17 protein-coding genes and 1 pseudogene are annotated in these 17,957 nt (G+C 69.4%); 16 read left to right on the top strand and 2 right to left on the bottom strand.

Going from position 1 to position 17,957, the window contains the following annotated elements; genetic code table 11:
• Positions 1 to 20 precede the first annotated feature (20 nt).
• The 15 genes from ACH47Z_RS29035 (at position 21) to ACH47Z_RS28965 (ending at position 16,173) form a co-directional block, all read left to right on the top strand.
• Positions 21 to 437, top strand: coding sequence for a hypothetical protein (locus tag ACH47Z_RS29035; protein WP_399078768.1), 417 nt, complete (start codon positions 21 to 23; stop codon positions 435 to 437).
• Positions 434 to 1,177 carry an SDR family NAD(P)-dependent oxidoreductase gene (locus ACH47Z_RS29030; RefSeq protein ID WP_399078766.1) on the top strand — a complete coding sequence of 248 codons (744 nt, stop codon included), beginning with the start codon at positions 434 to 436 and terminating at the stop codon, positions 1,175 to 1,177. The genes ACH47Z_RS29035 and ACH47Z_RS29030 overlap by 4 nt, the downstream gene beginning before the upstream one ends.
• Positions 1,177 to 2,208 carry a helix-turn-helix transcriptional regulator gene (locus ACH47Z_RS29025; RefSeq protein ID WP_399078764.1) on the top strand — a complete coding sequence of 344 codons (1,032 nt, stop codon included), beginning with the start codon at positions 1,177 to 1,179 and terminating at the stop codon, positions 2,206 to 2,208. The genes ACH47Z_RS29030 and ACH47Z_RS29025 overlap by 1 nt, the downstream gene beginning before the upstream one ends.
• A 1-nt stretch (position 2,209) precedes the next feature.
• Positions 2,210 to 3,199 carry a hypothetical protein gene (locus ACH47Z_RS29020; protein ID WP_399078761.1) on the top strand — a complete coding sequence of 330 codons (990 nt, stop codon included), beginning with the start codon at positions 2,210 to 2,212 and terminating at the stop codon, positions 3,197 to 3,199.
• Positions 3,200 to 3,741: 542 nt separating this feature from the next.
• The gene (locus ACH47Z_RS29015; RefSeq protein ID WP_399078759.1) at positions 3,742 to 4,209 is read left to right on the top strand and encodes an NUDIX domain-containing protein; all 468 of its coding nucleotides are present in this window, start codon (positions 3,742 to 3,744) and stop codon (positions 4,207 to 4,209) included.
• 49 nt (positions 4,210 to 4,258) lie between these two features.
• Complete coding sequence (locus ACH47Z_RS29010; RefSeq protein WP_399078757.1) at positions 4,259 to 5,533, top strand: protein-L-isoaspartate O-methyltransferase; 1,275 nt, start codon at positions 4,259 to 4,261, stop codon at positions 5,531 to 5,533.
• Positions 5,530 to 7,530: an ABC transporter ATP-binding protein gene (locus ACH47Z_RS29005; protein WP_399078755.1), complete on the top strand. Its 2,001-nt coding sequence runs from the start codon at positions 5,530 to 5,532 to the stop codon at positions 7,528 to 7,530. Before ACH47Z_RS29010 ends, ACH47Z_RS29005 begins: the two co-directional genes overlap by 4 nt.
• Positions 7,527 to 8,966, top strand: a complete 1,440-nt coding sequence (locus ACH47Z_RS29000) for a phosphotransferase (protein WP_399078753.1) — start codon at positions 7,527 to 7,529, stop codon at positions 8,964 to 8,966. Before ACH47Z_RS29005 ends, ACH47Z_RS29000 begins: the two co-directional genes overlap by 4 nt.
• Before the next feature lie 30 nt (positions 8,967 to 8,996).
• Complete coding sequence (gene fxlM / locus ACH47Z_RS28995; protein WP_399078751.1) at positions 8,997 to 11,291, top strand: methyltransferase, FxLD system; 2,295 nt, start codon at positions 8,997 to 8,999, stop codon at positions 11,289 to 11,291.
• 68 nt (positions 11,292 to 11,359) lie between these two features.
• Entirely contained in the window at positions 11,360 to 11,731 is a 372-nt protein-coding gene (locus ACH47Z_RS28990) for a hypothetical protein (RefSeq protein WP_399078749.1), read from the top strand.
• Complete coding sequence (locus ACH47Z_RS28985; protein WP_399078747.1) at positions 11,728 to 12,867, top strand: NUDIX hydrolase; 1,140 nt, start codon at positions 11,728 to 11,730, stop codon at positions 12,865 to 12,867. Before ACH47Z_RS28990 ends, ACH47Z_RS28985 begins: the two co-directional genes overlap by 4 nt.
• A 57-nt stretch (positions 12,868 to 12,924) precedes the next feature.
• Positions 12,925 to 14,415, top strand: coding sequence for an NUDIX domain-containing protein (locus ACH47Z_RS28980; RefSeq protein ID WP_399078745.1), 1,491 nt, complete (start codon positions 12,925 to 12,927; stop codon positions 14,413 to 14,415).
• Positions 14,412 to 14,582: a hypothetical protein gene (locus ACH47Z_RS28975; RefSeq protein ID WP_399078743.1), complete on the top strand. Its 171-nt coding sequence runs from the start codon at positions 14,412 to 14,414 to the stop codon at positions 14,580 to 14,582. Before ACH47Z_RS28980 ends, ACH47Z_RS28975 begins: the two co-directional genes overlap by 4 nt.
• 67 nt (positions 14,583 to 14,649) lie before the next feature.
• A complete protein-coding gene (locus ACH47Z_RS28970; protein ID WP_399078741.1) occupies positions 14,650 to 15,477 on the top strand; it encodes an NUDIX domain-containing protein in 828 nt (275 codons plus the stop codon).
• Between the two features lie 129 nt (positions 15,478 to 15,606).
• Positions 15,607 to 16,173 (top strand): NUDIX hydrolase, encoded by a 567-nt coding sequence (locus ACH47Z_RS28965; RefSeq protein WP_399078739.1) that lies wholly within the window; start codon positions 15,607 to 15,609, stop codon positions 16,171 to 16,173.
• Here ACH47Z_RS28965 and ACH47Z_RS28960 read toward each other — a convergent pair.
• The gene (locus ACH47Z_RS28960; RefSeq protein WP_399078845.1) at positions 16,157 to 16,408 is read right to left on the bottom strand and encodes a hypothetical protein; all 252 of its coding nucleotides are present in this window, start codon (positions 16,406 to 16,408) and stop codon (positions 16,157 to 16,159) included. The two genes, ACH47Z_RS28965 and ACH47Z_RS28960, sit on opposite strands and share 17 nt — an antisense overlap.
• Between ACH47Z_RS28960 and ACH47Z_RS28955 the strand changes: the two are divergent.
• Positions 16,310 to 16,746, top strand: a pseudogene (locus ACH47Z_RS28955) (dipeptidase); the annotation flags it as partial. The gene ACH47Z_RS28960 and the pseudogene ACH47Z_RS28955 sit on opposite strands and share 99 nt — an antisense overlap.
• A 188-nt stretch (positions 16,747 to 16,934) precedes the next feature.
• Here the strand turns inward: ACH47Z_RS28955 and ACH47Z_RS28950 are convergent.
• Positions 16,935 to 17,348 (bottom strand): NUDIX hydrolase, encoded by a 414-nt coding sequence (locus ACH47Z_RS28950; protein ID WP_399078839.1) that lies wholly within the window; start codon positions 17,346 to 17,348, stop codon positions 16,935 to 16,937.
• Positions 17,349 to 17,957 lie beyond the last annotated feature (609 nt).

The raw sequence follows: 17,957 nt of genomic DNA, 5'->3' as shown, positions 1-17,957 counted from the left end.
CCGAGAGGAACCTGTCCAACGTGGCCAGCCCAACCTTGCGCGCCGTGGTGATCACCGAAAGCCTTGCCACCGGCTCGCTCCCCGCAGCGTTCTCCGGCATGGAGGACCGCCGCTACCCGCATCTGCTGGACGAGCACACCCCGATCGAGATCATCGAGCTGACGGTGCCGACCGAGCGGGCCGCGGCACTCGCACTGGAGCTGGCCACCGCGCTGAAGTCGCGGCTGTACTACGCGCACCTGCTGGACGAGGAGCGCATGCTGGTCGCCTTCCCGCACACGGTGGTCGACATCCCCCGCGGCGACAACGACGCGATCGGCCACGCCCGCAGCATCGGAGCGCTCTTCGACATCCCCGACCAGCAGATGCGGTTCGCTGAGATGTGGGACACGGACCATCCCGACGCACCCTCCCAGCCGGAGGCCGGAACCCGGTGACCCTGCCCCCGTCCACCAGTGCCTCGCTGGCTGTCATCACAGGCGCCAGCGGGGCGCTGGGCGCCGCGATCCACAACCGTCTCAGCGAGGCAGGCTGGCGGGTCGTCGCCACCTACAACACCCGTGCCCCCGGGCCCGCCAGGCAAGACGGGGACAGCACCTGGGTGCACTTCGACGCCGCCGCCGACGCCTCAACCGAGGCGCTGCGGCAAGCCGTCGACACACAGTCCGGTCGGCTGCACGCGGTCTTCGCCTGCGTCGGGGCACCCTCCACCAAGCGGCCAGTGGCCCAGACCCCGATCAGCGAGTTCCAGAGCGTCCACGAGGCCAACGCCCTCAGCTTCGTCCGCACCTGGCACGCCGTCGCCCACCGGGCTCGGTCCGACGGCACGTCCGTCCTCGCGGTCGGGTCAGACGCCGGGCAGGCCGGTCGCGCGAACAACGGCCCCTACACCGCGGCAAAGGCCGCTCTCGAAGCGCTCGTCGTCACGGTGGCCAAAGAGGAGGAGCAGCACGGCGTCCGGGTCAACCTGCTCGCGCCCTCGCTCATCGATTCGCCCCTTGCTCACCACGTCATGGCACTCAAGGGCGTCACCGACCCCGACAGCTATTTCGCCCAGTTGCCCTGGGGCCGGCCCCTGACGCTGGACGAGGTCGCCGGCGCCTGCATCGAGCTGGCCACCGCCGCGCACTGGTCATACACCACGGGCCAGATCTACCCCCTGGGAGCAGTGCGCTGATGGTCGACGCCGCACGGGCCCGACAGCTGAACATCGTGCACCTGCTCCGCAGCCGGACCAACGTGCCCGCGCCGGAGATCGCGGCCCGCTTCGGCGTCACCGAACGCACCGTGTACCGCGATATGGCCGCACTCACCGCCGCCGGCATCCCCGTTCAAGCCACCCCCGGCAAAACCGGCGGCTACCGGCTGGCCGCCGACACCGCCCTTGACCCGCTCACCATCGACTCCGACCACGCCCTACGGCTCTACGTCCTCGGCTTCCTCGACTCTCCCAACCCGGACGCTGAAGCAGAGGACCGGGCCCGTATGGCGGGCGTCAGCGACACGGTCCAGGACGTCATCCGGCGCCTGGCCCAGCGCATCCACTTCGACACCGCCGACTGGTACTGGCGCGACGAAGGCTCCGGCCACCTGCCAGTTCTGCGCACCGCCATGCTCACCGCGACGGCGCTTGAGACCACCTGGCGCACCAAGGACGGCTATCAGGAAACAGCCCTGCTCAAGCCGTACGGGGCTGTCTGGAAAGCAGGCGAGTGGCACATGGTGGCCGCCCGCACCACGGGCGACCCCACCCGCTTCCGGCTCAACCTGGTCGACCGGCTCCACCCCACCGACCTCACCTTCGCCTATCCCGAAGACTTCTCCGTCCGAGACTGGTGGGCCCAGACCATGGAGGACTACGGCAAGGGCGATATCCGCGTGACCCTCCGAGTGGCCCCTGGCGCTCGGGACGAGCTGCTACGCCTGAGCCTGAAGTCCACCTCGCGAGTGTGCGAACACGACGACGGATTCTTGTCGATCGTGCTGTTCGTCGACCGCTGGGAATGGCTCATTCCGCTAGTCACCAGTTACGGGCCCCACGTCGAAGTCGTCGAGCCCGCCGATCTGCGAGCGGCCCTCATCCAGCATCTGCGCCGCGCCCTCGCTCTCTACGACGACGCTACGACCGGCGGCTCCGCCCCGCCCGATGGCCCACCCCACGACGACTCCCGCCTCCGATCGACCCACGGCCGCCACCCAGGAGCATGACGTGACCCCCCGCACCCTCGACCACACCGACACCCTCGAACTCCCCGTCACCGGCGACGGCCCGTTCAACGCCCTGCACACCTTCTGGAAGCCAAGCCACTACACCACCGGCCTCGAAGCCCACACCCAGGACAACAGCTGGCGCACCTTCCGCATCGACGACCTCGTCATCGGTGTCCGGCTACGCGCCGAGGACCGCACGGTCATCGCCGACGTCTACACCGACGCGGACTTCAAGCCCGACCACCGTCAGCGGCTCGCTCGCCGGCTGGTCGCCTCATACGGCCTGGACGAAGACCAGGCCGCGTTCACGGAACTGGCGGCACGTGTGCCCGCGATGCGCCAGGCGCTCACAGACTTGGGCGGGATGCGGCAGTCGTGCCCCGAGGACCACTTCGAGATCGCCGTGATCGCCTTGCTGCTGCAGAACGTCACGATCGCCCGTACCACCCAGATGACCCGTAACCTGCTGGTCCACTACGGCCGTCTCGTCCGTTTCGACGGGATCACGCTGCGGGCCTGGTTCACCCCCGGCGAGATCACCCACGTCACGCCGGAGACGCTGAAGGAACGGGACCGGCTGGGCTTTCGGGCCAAGAGCCTGCCGCACTACGCGGCCTACTTCCGCGACCACAGCACAGAGGACCTCCAGGCCGCCGGAAACCTCATGGAGGCCGTCCAGGAAATCAAGGGTGTCGGGCCCTACACCGCCGCGGTGATCGCCTCCCACGCCTCGCGCGATCCGGCCGTCTTCGGTATCGACGTGTGGAACCGCAAGATCCTCGCCCACTGCCTCCTCGATGCCGACGACGCCGAACCGGAGGCCGTGATGGCCCGCCTCAACGAGCTGTTCCCCGGCTATGCCGGCACCGCGGGCCTTTACCTCGTCGAGCACAGCTACCTCAGCCGGCCCGTCGCTCCATTGCTCGCACCAGACCAACACGCCCTCGCCCGCTGGAACGCCTCCCTGGAGCAGGAGGCTTCTGCGTAAGCCGGCACCCCCACACAAAGACCCGTTCGCGCTTCACGGGCCGTGGCCACCTGGTGCTGCGGCCTACCCCGGCCATGCCCCGGCACTCCCCTCGTGCATGCACCGGGCCGCTCCATCCCAGCCGTGCGGCACCTGATGGACGCGGAGGCATGCCGCCGGCCGGGCTCAGAAGCCCTTCGTGCGGCATGCCGCACAAAGGGCCGCGCAATCACCGGATCGTGTTCGGTTCACGCTCGGACGCCCACCAACGTGGTCGAACAGGCGCCGCTTCCAGTCACCTCTAGCCCGAGACAACGAATCAGCACATTCGCTCGAAGAATTCGCCCGCACCACCCCCGAACGCGTTCCTTCCGGGGCCGTTAGTCCGAGCACCTGTCCGAGCTTCACGTCAACGAGGAGGCGCAATGCATCCCGGCATGCGACGCACCGACGTTCCGCGGAACTTCGAACAGAGCGGCTGCCCCCGGCCTCCCGGACCTAGCGCGCCGGAGCCCCAGCACGCGGCGGAGAGCCCCCACATCGCCCCCTGCAAGGGGCCTCACGTGACTGACCGCTACAAGAGCATCGTCGACGTACTTGTCCTCCTACACCGACAGGACGGCCGCGTGCTATTGCTCCGCCGAGCCGAGCCCCGGTACGCGGGGCAACTCACCATCGTCGGCGGCCATCTCGACCGCGACGAGTGGTTCGAGGACGGGGCGTGCCGCGAGGTCCGTGAGGAAGTCGGGGTGCACGTCGAGCCGGAGGATCTGTGGCTGTGCTGTACCGCGCATCTGATCTCTCCCGATGGGGAGCGCCGGCTCGCCTTGTTGTTCACCACCCAGACCTGGAGCGGTGAGCCGTTCAACGCCGAGCCGGACAGGCACACCGAGCTGGTGTGGGCCGAACCGGGTGAGCCTCCCCTCGACGCTCACCCCTTCACCGCTGCCCTGCTGGAGCACTTCGTCGCAGGGAGCCCCCGCGCCAATATCCGCATGCCCGCCGCCGGCGAGGAGCCGAAGGAGTCCTGACCGCACCACACCCCTACCCGCCGATTCGCCCAGCTCGTTGGAGGCCCGCATGCACCACATCACCCCTGCCGCTCCCCACACCGCGCCACCTCCTCCCCTGCCCGAGGAGGACCCCCGGGCCAGGCAGGCACGCCAGGAGATGGTCACCCGGCTGGAAGCCGACCAGCCCCTGGCCCCTGTCGTGCGCGAGGCGCTGCTCGCCCTGCGTCTGGACGTACTGATCCCGCGTGCGTACGTACGCCAGGTACCCGATGGTGTCGAGCCGGGAGTGTGGAAGCTGCTGGACGGGGCGCATCCCGAGGACCGCGAAGAGTGGATCAAGGTTCTCTACAGCGGCGACAGCGTCCGGGTCCAGCACGATGGTGAACGCCTGGACGGGCAGCGGCGGGGAGTGGTGACCGGCGGGCGCATCACGTCACTGTCCAGCGTGATGTCGATGACCGCCGCGTTCCTCGGCGAACTCCAGCCACAGAGGGGTCAGTCCTTCCTTGACTTGGGCAGCGGCCCGGGGGTCACAGGGGCGGCGGCGTGCCTGATCTGCGGACCGGAGCGGGTGACGCTCGTGGACCGCGACCCGCATCTGGTGGAAGCGGTCCTGGAGCGCCTGGCCCCGCTCGGCTTCCGCCCTCGCGCCGTCACCGGAGACGGATATGCCGGAGCACCTTCCTTCGGTCCGTACGACCGGGTGCTGTCCGGCTTCGCGGTCGAGGCCGTCCCGCCGCACTGGCTGGATCAACTGGCGAACGGCGGCCGACTGTTGACGACTATCACGACCCGGTCGCCGAGCTGGCCGGGACGTGCCGTGGTAGAGAAGACCGCGCGGGGGCGTGTGAAGGCCACGTTGCGCGGGGTGCGCAGCGGTCATCGCCCCGCACACGGGCTGGAATGGCTGACCGCGCTTGCCCACCGCGAGCGGATCGCCGCCGAGCCCGGCTCACGCCGCAATACATCGTTGGCGCCACCGGACAAGAGCGCATACGGCCTGTGGCTCGCCCTCGATCATCTCGCCCCTGGGCTGGTGCGGGACTACCAGGCCGAGCACCTGACGCTCGTCGCCCCCGACGAGGACTCGTGGGTCGTCGTGCGCCCTGCGGCAGACGGCGGCTGGATGGCCGAGTCCGTCGGCGAACGGCCCGTCTGGGCGGAAGTCGAGGAGGTGCACGCGCGCTGGGTGGCGGCCGGCGAGCCGACCTCCTACCGCCTGGAGATCGCCGCCGACGGAACCCAGCACGTCACATCCGCCACCGGACCAGGGCCTTTGGAGTGGGCGCTGTCCGACCCGGCCGCACCCGGCATTCCCGCCCCGGCACGGGAGCGGTCATGAGCGAAGGGAAAGCTCCGCGACCCGATGCGGATAAGGCCGAGGAAGCGGTGTCAGCATCGGAGATGCTGCTGTTCGGCGGTCAGCTGGAGTACGACGTGGGCTGGAACGCCCACCATGGGGCGTGGCTGGGGTTGTCCTTGTGGTCGATGGCCCGGCAGCTTCCCCGTTTGGTGGCTACGTCGGTGCGGCTGGCGCATTGGGCGGACCGGCGGGCGCTGCGCACGGTGGCCGTGGCCGAGATCGGCTCGGGAGTCACCCAGGCGGTCGGCCTGGTGGCCGTCAATTCGGTGCTGAGCCATCTACTGGGTGCGGGGACGATCACGGAGCGGATCACCCATGCGCTTCCCGTCTTGATGGCCGTATCGGTGATGGGAGTTGTCGGGGCACTGTGTGCGGCGGCGTCGACCGCCGCGACGGGGGCCCTGGAGCCCAAAGTCCAGCGGGTGGCCACGGAGCGGTACCTGACGCTGGTCTCGCGGGTTGAGTTGAAAGCGGTCGAGGACGACGAATTCCATCGGCTGCTGGACTCAGCTTCTTGGGGCGCGGAGTCGGCCCGCCGGATGGTGAAGTACACCACCAGCGTGGTCAACGCGCTGATCTCGTTGATCGCCGCAGCCGGGGTTCTCACCGTGCTGCACTGGGCCTTGCTTCCGCTGCTGGCCGCGATGACGCTGCCCAGCGCGTGGGGTGCGATGGCCAAGGCTCGCCGCCGGTACGTCAGTTTCCACCAGTTCGTTCAGCACGCCCGCGCTGCGCAGCTGCTGACCCGGCTGTTGATCAGCCAGGAGGCCGCCGCCGAGATCCGCCTGTATGCGATGGGCCCGTTCCTGCTGGAGCACTTCCGAGGCATGGCCGACACCAGCGAGCGGGAGCAGTCCCGGCTGGCCCGGCTCGATGCCCGGACCGGTCTGCTGTCCTCCGCCGCGACCGGCGCCGCCACCGCCGCCACATACGGAATGCTCGGTGTGCTGCTGTGGACCGGGTCAATGCAGCTCTCCGTCGCCGGGACCGCGGTGCTGGCCATCCGCTCCGGCTCCGCCGCCCTGCGCCGATGCGTCCTGCAGATCTCCGACGTCCACCAGGAGAGCTTGTTCGTCGGCGACTTCGAGCGGCTGTGCACAGAGGCCGGCCGCCGCGCCATCCCAGACGGTGGCCAGGACCTCCCCGAACACGTAAAGGAGATCCGCTTCGAGAAGGTGACCTTCACCTACCCGGGCAAGGAGAATCCGGCGCTGTCCGAAGTGGACCTGGTACTGCCTGCGGGCAAGACGATCGCACTGGTGGGCAGCAACGGTTCCGGCAAGTCGACCCTCGTCAAGCTGCTGTGCGGGCTCTACGCGCCCGACGAGGGACACATCTGGTGGGACAACGTGGATGCGGTCCGCGCCGACCGCGCACAGATCTTCGACCGCGTCGCCGCCGTGAACCAGGACTTCTATCGGTGGCCCTTCACCGCACGGGTGAACATCGGCATCGGCCGCCCTCGCCGCCCGTTCGACGACGAGCCGATCATGGAGGCAGCCACCTACTCGGGCGCCGACACGGTCATCGACGAGCTGCCCCACGGGCTCGGCACGCTCCTGCAGCGCGGCTACAAAGGCGGGCAGAACATCTCCGGCGGACAGTGGCAGAAGATCGGCATCGCCCGCGGGCGGTTCCGCTCAGGCCAGGTACTCGTGGTGGACGAACCCACCAGCGCCCTCGACCCGGCCGCCGAGCAGCGCGTGTTCGACCAGATCCGCGCCCTGGCCGGCCAAGGGCAAACCATCGTCCTGGTCACCCACCGCCTGCACAGCGTCCGGCACGCCGACACCATCGTCGTCCTCGACCACGGCCGCGTCGTCGAGCACGGTTCCTTCGACCAGCTCATGGACCCCCACACCGGCACGGGAGCCTTCCGCGACGCCTACCTGCTCCAGTCCCACGCCTTCAACCAGACCGTCCCGGACCAGACCACAGCACCCGACCTCACCACGCCCGCCTCGGAGCCAGCATGAGCGCTTCCGCTCCCACACCTGCACAGCAGCCCGCAGCGCCGCCGCCGGCGGCCAGCGAACGCTTCGCCGCACCCATCGACGTACACGCGGTCCTCCTACGCCCCGGCAGAACCGAATGGGAAGTCCTGCTCACGGGCCGGGCCGGTGACGTCTACGCCACCGGTCTGTGGCACATGCCCTCAGGCCACATCGACGGTGACCACGAGGACGTCGTCGAGGCCCTCGTCCGGGAGGCCGCCGAGGAAATCGGCGTCGCCATCATCCCCGGCGATGTCCAGATCGCCGCAGTCGTCCATCACCGCAGTCCCAAAGGCTCTGCCCGCGTGGGTGTCTTCGGCGTCGTCCGCTCCTGGACGGGTGAGCCGCACATCCGCGAACCCCATCTGTGCAGCGAGATGGCCTGGTACCCCCTCGACCGCCTCCCGCCGGACATGGTCGCCTACCCCCGCGCCGGGCTGGAGGCCCTGCGCGCCGGACGACACTTCGCCATCCATTTCCAGCAGCCCGACGATCCGGTCGCCTACACCGCGGACGGCCCGAACCGGCTGCAATTGCTGTCCGAGACCAACTCCCGTGATCTGTCAAGTCCTTCGCAGGAACTCTGGAGGTTCGCCAAGCAGGCCGTCGGCCCGCTCGCGGCAATCGAGAACGCTTCATGGAGCCGTACCACCAGCCGGGTCTGGAAGCTGACCGGAAGGTCGGGCGGCACCTGGTACCTCAAGCAGCACCCGAGCGAGAAGTTCTACTCGCGTGAGGTGTTCGCATACCGGGAGTGGGTGCCCGCTCTCGGCGAGCGCGCCCCGCGCCTGGTCGCCTCGAATGACCGGCTCCTGGCGGTCGTCCTGACCCAACTGCCCGGCCATAACCTCCACGGCCTCACCCTGGCATCCACCGACGAGCGCCGTGTGCACCAGCAGCTCGGTGAGATCGCGCGCACCTTCCACGACAGCTCCCCTGGCCACCCGGCCGAGCAACCGCCGGTCTCCCGCACCCAGAAGGTGGACCGTCACCTTCAGGCAGCCCGGCCGCTGCTGTCCTCCGCAGACGAGGACCTGGTACGCCGGCTGGCCGCGCGGTACGACAGCCTGCCGCCCGGCGAGCGTGTCCCTACCCTGGGCGACTTGCAGCTGCGCAACGCCTTGCTCACCGACACCGGCCTGGTCGGCGTCTTCGACTTTGAGCGGGCCGAGCCACGGCAGCGGGGCCACGACTTCGTACGCCTGGCCGACCTCTGGGACGGCCGCGAAGACCTGCGCGCTGCCTTCTTCACCGGGTACGGCAGGCCCCTGACCCCGCTCGAAGCCGAGCACAAGGAGTGCGAGGCGGCCCTCGACGCCCTCAGCGGGATCGCCTACGGCCTCACCCACGACGACCCCGAGGTCGTCGAACGCGGCCGGCAGACCCTGCGCCGCCTCCATCGCACCCAGAGCGCCTGACCACCCTCTCGACCGTAAGGAGCAGCCTCGGTGGGATACACGCAGCAAGACGAATGGCACGACCACTACGCCCGCGGCGAGAGTTTCCGGGCCCTGACCGACGCCGAATGTGCCGTACTGGATTCCGCCTTGCGCCCGCAGGGCCCCGCCGTCGCCCTGGACGTGGGCTGTGGTCTGGGCGAACTCGCCCTCCACCTTGCCCAGATGGGCTACTCGGTCGATGCCGTCGACTACGCGGAGTCGGCCGTCGAACTCGCCGCCGCGCAGGCTCCCGACGGAGCCGACGTGCGCTTCCTGCACCACGACATCGAGCACGACTCCCTCGCCGCCCTGCCGCATGCTGCGTACGATCTGATCACCTTCCGCCTGAGCTACGCCTTCGTCCAAAACCGCACGTGGCTCCTCACCCGTCTGCGCGAGCATCTGCGCCCCGACGGCACCATCTGCATCATCACGCCGCTCGCCAACGCCGTCCCCGAAGACCGGCGCGACATCGCCCTGGACGAGGACGAACTCACCCTGGCCGCCGCCGGATGGACCACGGCCGATCGATTCGACGCCGACGGGCTGGCCGTGCTGGTGCTGCGCCATCCGATCACCGGGCCGGTGGCCTTCGCCGACAAGCAACGTCCCGCCCCACAGGGCCTCATCGGCGCCGGTGTCGTAGTCACCGACGAACAGGGCCGCGTGCTGCTCGGCCGATCGACGCGCGGCGTCTGGGAACTTCCCGGCGGCAAGCCCGACCCAGGCGAATCCTTCGAACAGGCAGCCGTCCGCGAGCTGGCCGAGGAGACCGGACTGGAAGCCTCGACGGAAGACGCCCAGGTCCTCGCCGTCCTGATGGACACCACCTACAACGTCCCCCGCCTGACCGCCGCCGTCCGCGTCACCGCCCACCACGGAACCCCCGCAGTGCTCGAACCCGAGCTGTTCCACCGCTGGGAGTGGCACTGGCCCGCCGACCTGCCCGCTCTCACGGGCACGCTGTTCACGCCGTCCGCGCATGTGCTGGACTGCGTCTGGCCCGGTCTCCTCAAGGATCTGCCGCCCGTGCACCGTAACCTCTCCCTCCAGCCCAGGCCGTCAGAGGACCCCGAGAGGGCGCGCGAGAGCCACCGGTTGCGCGAGGCGATGACCGACAGGCTCATCGACCAGGGCTACATCGCCGACGCCTCCGTCGAGGCTGCCTTTCGACGGGTGCGTCGACACCTCTTCCTCCCCGGGGTGCCGCTGGAGACCGTGTACGCCGCAGAGGACGCGATCATCACCACCAAAAGAGACCGCGACGGCCGGGCCACCAGTACGGTCTCGGCACCCTGGCTGCAGGCCGTCATGCTCCGCGAGGCTGCCCTCGGCCCTGGCCAGACCGCGCTGGAGATCGGTTCCAACGGCCCCAACGCCGGCTACATGCAGGAGGTCGTCGGCCCCGGAGGGCTGATCGTCACCATGGACATCGACCCGTTCATCGTCGAGCGCACGGCACGGTTCCTGCCCGCCGCCGGGTACGACCGGGTGCGCGTCGTACTGGGTGACGGCGAGCACGGTGCTCCCGACTTCACCGACGAAGGCTCTCTCGACGCAATCATCGTGACCGTCCAAGCCTCCGACATCCCGCCGGCCTGGATCACCCCGCTCGTCGAGGGCGGGCGCCTCGTGGTCCCGCTGACAATCCACGGATACAGCTGGGCCGTCGCCTTCGAGAAGCACGGCGACCAGCTGGTCAGCCGCTCGTACACGGTGTGTGGGTTCGTCCCCATGCAAGGCGCCGGAGCGCCGGCGGATGATGTCGTGTCCCTGCGTGGCGGGGAAATCCGCGTGCGGTTCCCAGAGGGCGGAACGGCGGACGCCGAGCAGCTCACCCGGGCCCTGCAGGCGCCTCGGCTCGAACGCCGGACCGGCATCACGATTCCCGGCAACACCCCGTTCGACAAGCTCATGCTGTGGCTCGCCACCACGATGAACGGCTTCTGCCGCCTGGCCGTCGACCCGGAACTCGACACCGGGATCGTCGAGCGCTCCAAGGGCTGGGATGCGGCAGCCGTGGTCCGAGACGGCTCCCTCGCCCGCCTGCTGCTCCAGCAGACCGGCCCTGCCGCATGGGAGTGGTGCATTCACGCCTACGGACCGGCCGCCGAGCAACTCGCTGAGGAGATGACGCAGCAGGTCATCGTCTGGGACCGCGACCACCACATCCGCGACGCTCCCCGCTTGACGGTCCGTTCCCGCCTCGGCGGCGGCACCGAAGAGACGGGCGCCCGCACCCTCGTGAAGCGGCACGCACGCCTCGACTTCGACTGGACGCGCCCGCACCGCACAAGCCGTTAATGCCGAAGCCTTCCCCACGTACGAGCCTGTGGCGGCATCGCGAACCCCCGTCCGTCAAGGAGATCCGTTTGAACCTCATCCTGATGTCCGACCCACGCGTGGCCGCCATCCCTGCCAAGGAGTGCGACGAACCACTCGTCGATGTCCGGGCCTATCGAGACCTGCTGGTCGACGACCTCAAGTCCGAGCCGACCGCACACTTCGCGCACCTACGTCAGGGCGTCCTGGAACGCCCCCTTCATGCCCAGTCGCAGCTTCCTGCCGGACTCCGGCTGCTGTTCGCCGAGGGATACCGGCCACCCCAGCTCCAGCGGTCGTACTTCGAGAAATACGCGGGAGAACTGCGAGCAGGCAATCCGAACTGGTCCGAGGAACAGATCCGCGCCCCAGCCCGCGCCGAACACACGCCCGCCCACCCTCGAGGAAGGCAGAGCCAATGACCTCTCCCATCTCACGTTCGGATCATGTTGCACCGCGTGCCGCCCGGTCCGCAGGGCAGCACGCCGCCTCCCGGCACGCGGTGTGGGTCGGCGCCGCCGCGCTCGTCACTGACCAGATCGGCCGCGTCCTGCTCGTTCACCCCACCTACCGCGCGGACGACCGGTGGCTGCTGCCCGGAGGAGGCGTCGAACCCGGCGAACACCCGCACGTCACCTGCCGACGCGAGATCACCGAGGAACTGGGCCTGGCGAACCTGCCCCTGTCGGACGTGCTCGCCGTCCACTCCCTCTCCCCGCACCACCCCGACACCCAGCCCGGCACGCATTTCCCCGGGGAAGTCCGGTTCGTCTTCGATGGGGGAACCCTCACCCCCGACCAGGTGGAGGCGATCCGCCTGCCGCGCGAGGAACTGTCCGAGTTCGCCTTCCTCGAAACCCGGGACGCAGTGCAGCGGCTGAGGCCCGTGGACGGGCAGATCATGCTCGCCGCCTACCGTGCCCGGCTCGGGAACACCGCCACCGCACACCTCGCCGACGGCCGACACATCCTCGACGTCCCGGCGCTGGACCGCCATGACGTCCACGTCCGCTACCGGCCCCTGTGGGACAGCCCCCTCAACCGCGGCCCCGTCCCCGAGCGGCTCCCCGTGCAGCAAGCCTGGGCGTGGTGCTTCGTCCCCGACGGCCGGGTCGTCCTCGTGGCCGACCCCGGCCCCCGAGGCGCGCTGCCGATGCTGCCCGGCGGCACCGTGGAGAAGACCGATACGACGCCCGAGGACACTCTCCACCGCGAAGCCGCCGAGGAGGCCCAGCTCACCCTCACCGATCCGGTGCGACTGGGCTGGGTGCTGGACGACACCGGCGAGGTCTACGGCTCAGTGGGGCCCAACGCCCGACTCCGCCTGGCCGCCCGGGTCACCGCCATCGGACGGGCGGCCGTCGACCCCGCCACCGGACGCCCCTTCGCACGTCTGCTCGCCACCCCCGCCCAGGCAGCCGCCCTTCTGGGATGGGGCCCGCCAGGAGCGCGGCAAGCCCTACTCGCCGCGGAGACGGCCCGCGAGCGGTGGGGCCTTGCCACCGCTCGCCCCGCGGCCATCGAGGAAGTCCCTGCGGAGGGGATGCGGCTGAGCTGACACGGACGACCATCCCGCCTCGACTCGATCCGCCCTGCGTCCTTCTGAGGTAGCCCTATGCCGCTGTCGCACGACCACATCCGCACCACCGTCGAGACCTACCTCGCTCGCCACCCTGACGAGCGCAGGCAACTCGGCGGTCTCCTCGACGCCCTCGACCGGCCCGCCAACATCGCCAGTCGCTCCACCTTCTCCGGCCACGTCACCTGCGGCGCCATCGTCGTCGATCCGCTCGGCCGCGTCCTGCACGTGCTGCACCTCGCGAGCGGGAAGGTCCTCCCTCCCGGCGGACACACCGAGCCCGAAGACGGCTCCCTGGCCGATGCGGCTCTTCGGGAGCTGCACGAGGAGACCGGCATCCCTCCCCAGGCCGTGACACCGTGGCCCGGCCACGAGGCCGTGCCGTTCGACATCGACATCCACGACATCGACGCCCGTCCAGGCAAGGGGGAACCGGGCCACCAGCACTTCGACCTCCGATTCCTCTTTCGTCTGCGCACGGCGACGGACATGCCGGTCGTGCTGCAGGTGGAGGAGGTCGGCGGCATCGAATGGCGGCCCGTGGACAGGGTGTACTCGCCCTCCCTGCGCGAGAAGCTGCTCAAGCTCACGCCCGAAGCCGAACCGGAGACAGCCAACGCCTCCGCCCTGATCTACAACGACCGCGGCGAGTACCTGCTCCACCTGCGCGACTACTTCCCCGGCCAGATCTGGGAGCCGGGCATGTGGTCACTGCTGGGCGGCGGCCGAGAGCCCCAGGACGCCACCCTGGAACACACCGTGCGGCGGGAACTGGACGAGGAAGCCGGCCTCGACATCGCCGACCTGACCCCGTTCGGCATCGAGGAAGCAACCGACGCAACCGGCGGGACCGTGCCCATCGCCATCTACGCCGGCCGCTGGAATGGCGATCCCCGCGAACTCCGCCTGACGGAAGGGGTGATGCTGGCCTGGTTCGCCCCCGACGACCTCCACCGGCTACGCATCGCAGACACCACCAGCGACCTCGTACGGCGTCACGCGGCCAGCCGCACGGCCAGCGCATCCAGCACCGCGGCGAAGACCGGGGCAGCCTCCGACGAGGAGCGCCACCCGGCCTCCCCGCACGGCACGGTCCTCAACGTCATCGGCGTCCACCTCTACCTGGAGCGGCCCGACGGAACGGTGCTGCTCGGGCTCCGCCACCGCGACTCCGCGTTCGCGCCGTCCACCTGGCACGTTCTGGCCGGCCACTGCGAGCAGGAGAGCGCCATCACGTGCCTGATCAGAGAGGCACGGGAGGAGGCCGGCCTGCAGATCCAGCCGCAGGACATCGAACTCGTCCACGTCGTCCACCACATCGACCGCGCCGGGGACCGACCCCGCATGGGCCTCTTCTTCCGCGCCCGGACCTGGACCGGCGAGCCCGAACTCCGCGAGCCGGACAAGTGCACCCAGTGGAAATTTTGGGACCCGGCCGCACTCCCCGACGACCTCGTCCCCTACACCCGAGTTGCCATCGAGGGCATCCGCGCCGGCCGCCTCTACTCCGAAACGGGGTGGGCATGAGCACTGTCGCCTCCAAGCACCCGGACCTCGCGCCCGAGGAAGTGCGGCAGCTCGCCGAGCAGGCCGTGGGGCGCGTCGCCACCTGCACGGAGCAATGCCGGTTCAGCCTCCACGGGCCACAGACCGCAACGGACCCCACCGCATCCATCGGAGGCACGCGTGCCTGAAGACACCCAACAGGGGATCCCAGCCGTCCCGAGTCCGGCGACCGGAGACGAACCGCAAGAGCACCACATGCACCTGCTCCCGCGGTACTACCACCAAGTGGAAGCAGGCCGCAAGACGATCGAAGTGAGGGTGGCCACCCCGCAGAAGCGCGCAGTCGCAGCCGGCGACACGATCGTCTTCCACGATCGCGACACCGGCCGGGAACTCGACATCATCGTGCACCGGATCACCCCGTACCCCTCCTTCGAGGACCTGCTCAGCTCGGAGGACCCCGCGTGCATCGACCCCGACGGACCGCACGGAGAACTGCTCGCCAACCTCCGCAGCATCTACCCGCCGACCAAGGAAGCACTTGGTGTCCTCGCCTTCGCATTCGACCACCGCCCTGCTCGGCCCGGCCGCCCCATGCCGATGACGCCCGCGCAGTATGCACAGACCGTCCCCCACCACACGGTGTACGGCTGCCTGTACATCCGCGACGAGCACGACCGGCCGGTCCAGCTGCGCTCGGTCTACGGCTCGCGCCTCTGGCAGTTCCCGGGCGGCAACCTGGACGCCCCAGGCGAGGACCCGCTGCAGACCGCCCGCCGCGAAGCAGTCGAAGAGACCAGCCTCGAGCTCGCACAGGACACGCCGAAGCTCCTCCTGACGCACTTCCTGCACGCCGGGCCACGCCTGCCGCTGAACAAGGTAGGGCTCATCTTCGACGGAGGTCGACTGACCGCCAACCAGCTCGGCCGGATCCGACTCGATCCCGACGAGCACGACATGTGGGCCGTCCACGACCTCGCCACATGGCAGGAGCTGATGGCACCGCGCGCCTTCGCCCGCCTCGACGCCATCGAACGAGCGCGGCGCGGCGAAGGCCCCGCCTACCTCATCACGCACACCTGATCCCCAGCGCACCCACCCAGGAGGCACGCCGTCCATCTCGCCCAAGCTCACGGAGCCCACGTCACCGGCATCGAGTTGTCCCCGACCCAGCACGAACGCGGTCTCTCCGCGCACACGGACGTTGACGGCGTGGAGTTCGTACAAGGAGACCTGCTCACCGAGTACGGCTTCCGTGTCGAGGCTATCGACCTGCTACCGCACCCCGACGAGAGCGCCAGCACCAGAGCGCCGGCAGCGCATGCAGCCATCGGCGTCGGAGCGATCCTGTTGAGCGAGCAGGGCATTCTGCTGGGCCGGCACCGCCGTGGCACCCTCGAACTACCCGGCGGGAGTGTGGAGGCCGGGGAGTCTTTCGAGGACGCGGCGATTCGCGAACTCGGCGAGGAGACCGGTCTGATCGCTCGGACCAGCGACGTCGGGCTCCTGGGCACGCTCGTCGACCACGTCGAAGGTGTCCTGCGGGTCACCGTCGGCGCGCTCGTCCACGCCCGGCAGGGGCAGCCGGCGACGCAGCCGGACGAGAGCGTCGGCAACTGGGCGTGGCATCCTCTCGATCAACTCCCCGACGGCCTGTTCGTGTGCAGCGCCCAGATCCTCACCGCATGGCGGCCCGACCTGGCCATCGACCACTCGCCAGCGCACTTCACGCGTTTCGCATCCGGACCAGCTGCCATGCCGGTCAACGGCCTGGCGTGACCGTCGGCACCGACGTACACCTGTCGCGCCATCTCGGCTTTTCCTGTCGAAGGAGACGTAGTTGAAGATCGTGCTGATGTCCGACACCCGGGTCGCCGCCATCCCTGTCCAGGACTGCGGCGAGGAACTCACCGACATCCAAGCGTCCGGCCTGTTTCTCGTCGATGAACGCAAGCAGGACGCCGACGGCCACTTCGCGCACCTGCGGCAGGGGCTCGTAGAGCGCATGGAACACGCTCAGCTACTGCTCCCCACCGGGCTTCGCCTGCTCATCGTCGAGGGGGACCGGCCCCCGCGCTCCAGCGGGCGTACTTCGAGGAGTACGCGACCGAGTTGCGTCGCGGAAACCCGAACTGGAGCGACAGCCGCGTCCACGAGGCCGCAAGCCGCTGCGTCTCCCCACTCGAGATCGCGCCGCACAGCGCCGGCGCGGCCGTCGACCTGACCCTCGCCGCTCGGGACGGCCAGGAGGTGGACATGCAGACGAGGATGAACGCCTCCCCCGAGGAAAGCGACGGCGCCTGCTACACCGAAGCAGCGGCATCGACGCGCGCCACGACCGCCAGATCCGTGAGACCTGCGCGAAGATCGCCTACGGCTGCAGTGGAGGGCGACCGTGCGCATCTGGGTGCCAAGACCACGGTCCTGGAAGCGCGGGCCGACCATCATGCCCATGCACTCGATGCTCTTACGCCGCGATCGCGGACGATCGGGCGGCGGTGATCCCTGGCGCGGGCACGGACCTCGTCGACCGCGGAGGGTTACCTACTCAGAGCGGCGTCGAGATAAGCCTGCACCGGAGCGAAGAGACCGTAGGGCACGTACTCGGGAATCTGGGCTGGCCGGACCCACGCAATCTCAGCAAGCTCTTCATCGTCGGCAACATACGCAGTTCCAGACTCAACGGCACAGGCGACATACGACATATTCCGGCCCGTCTTGGGGTGCACCCGTTCGCCGAGGACCTTGACCACGGTCACCTTCATGCCGACTTCTTCGAGGGTCTCACGCACGGCTGCTTGCTCAGGAGTCTCGGCTGCTTCAATCTCACCGGCCGGGAACTGCCAGGACAGCTGGCCTTCCGCGACCCGACGACGGACCATGAGCACGCTGCCGTCGTCGACCACAATCGCTGCCGCGATGCCGGGTCGTTCTGCTGCCGTCTGCTCGGTCATGCATTTGCCTCCAGCACTGCCGGGATCGGCGGGTAGATCGTGTCGGCGGAAGCTGCCGCGGCCGGGCAGCCTGTTGGGCCAGCCGAGGGCGGCAACGAGACCCTGGTCGATCTCGAACACATCGGCGAGGAACATCTGGGAGTCGTCATCGGGGGTGGCCCGGTTGATCTCCCAGACCCACGCCCGCGCCCGGTCCACGCCGGACCGAAGAGCGCGCCGTAGCGCGGCACGCCTTACCTGGCGGGCGAGTTCGGTCTGGGTCCATCCGCGCTCGATCCGGGCGTGGGCGAGCGAGTGGCGGATCGGGTCGTCCACGGGAGCCATCCCATCATCCTGCGTGACGAGAAGGGTACTGCGCGTGGCGCGGCACTACACCGGCATTACGTACAACTCCTGTACTTAGTCGAATAGTTGAGCTGTACGCCCGACAGATCCCCGCTGCCGGAATGGGGCCGAGAAGCCGGGAGGAGGAGGTCCACGATGAGCGAGCCGAAGATGGCAGCGACGCCGAAGGTGACCGCCGCCGACACCGCGGACGCGCTTCTCAATACGAAGGAGCCCGCCGACGACACGGAGGGCGGCGGGGCCTGCTCCTGCCGCCGGATCCAG

This window comes from Streptomyces sp. NPDC020192 (assembly GCF_044388685.1).
GTDB lineage: Bacteria > Actinomycetota > Actinomycetes > Streptomycetales > Streptomycetaceae > Streptomyces.
Note: the sequence above shows the minus strand (reverse complement) of the source record. Positions and strands in the feature narration are given on the sequence as shown.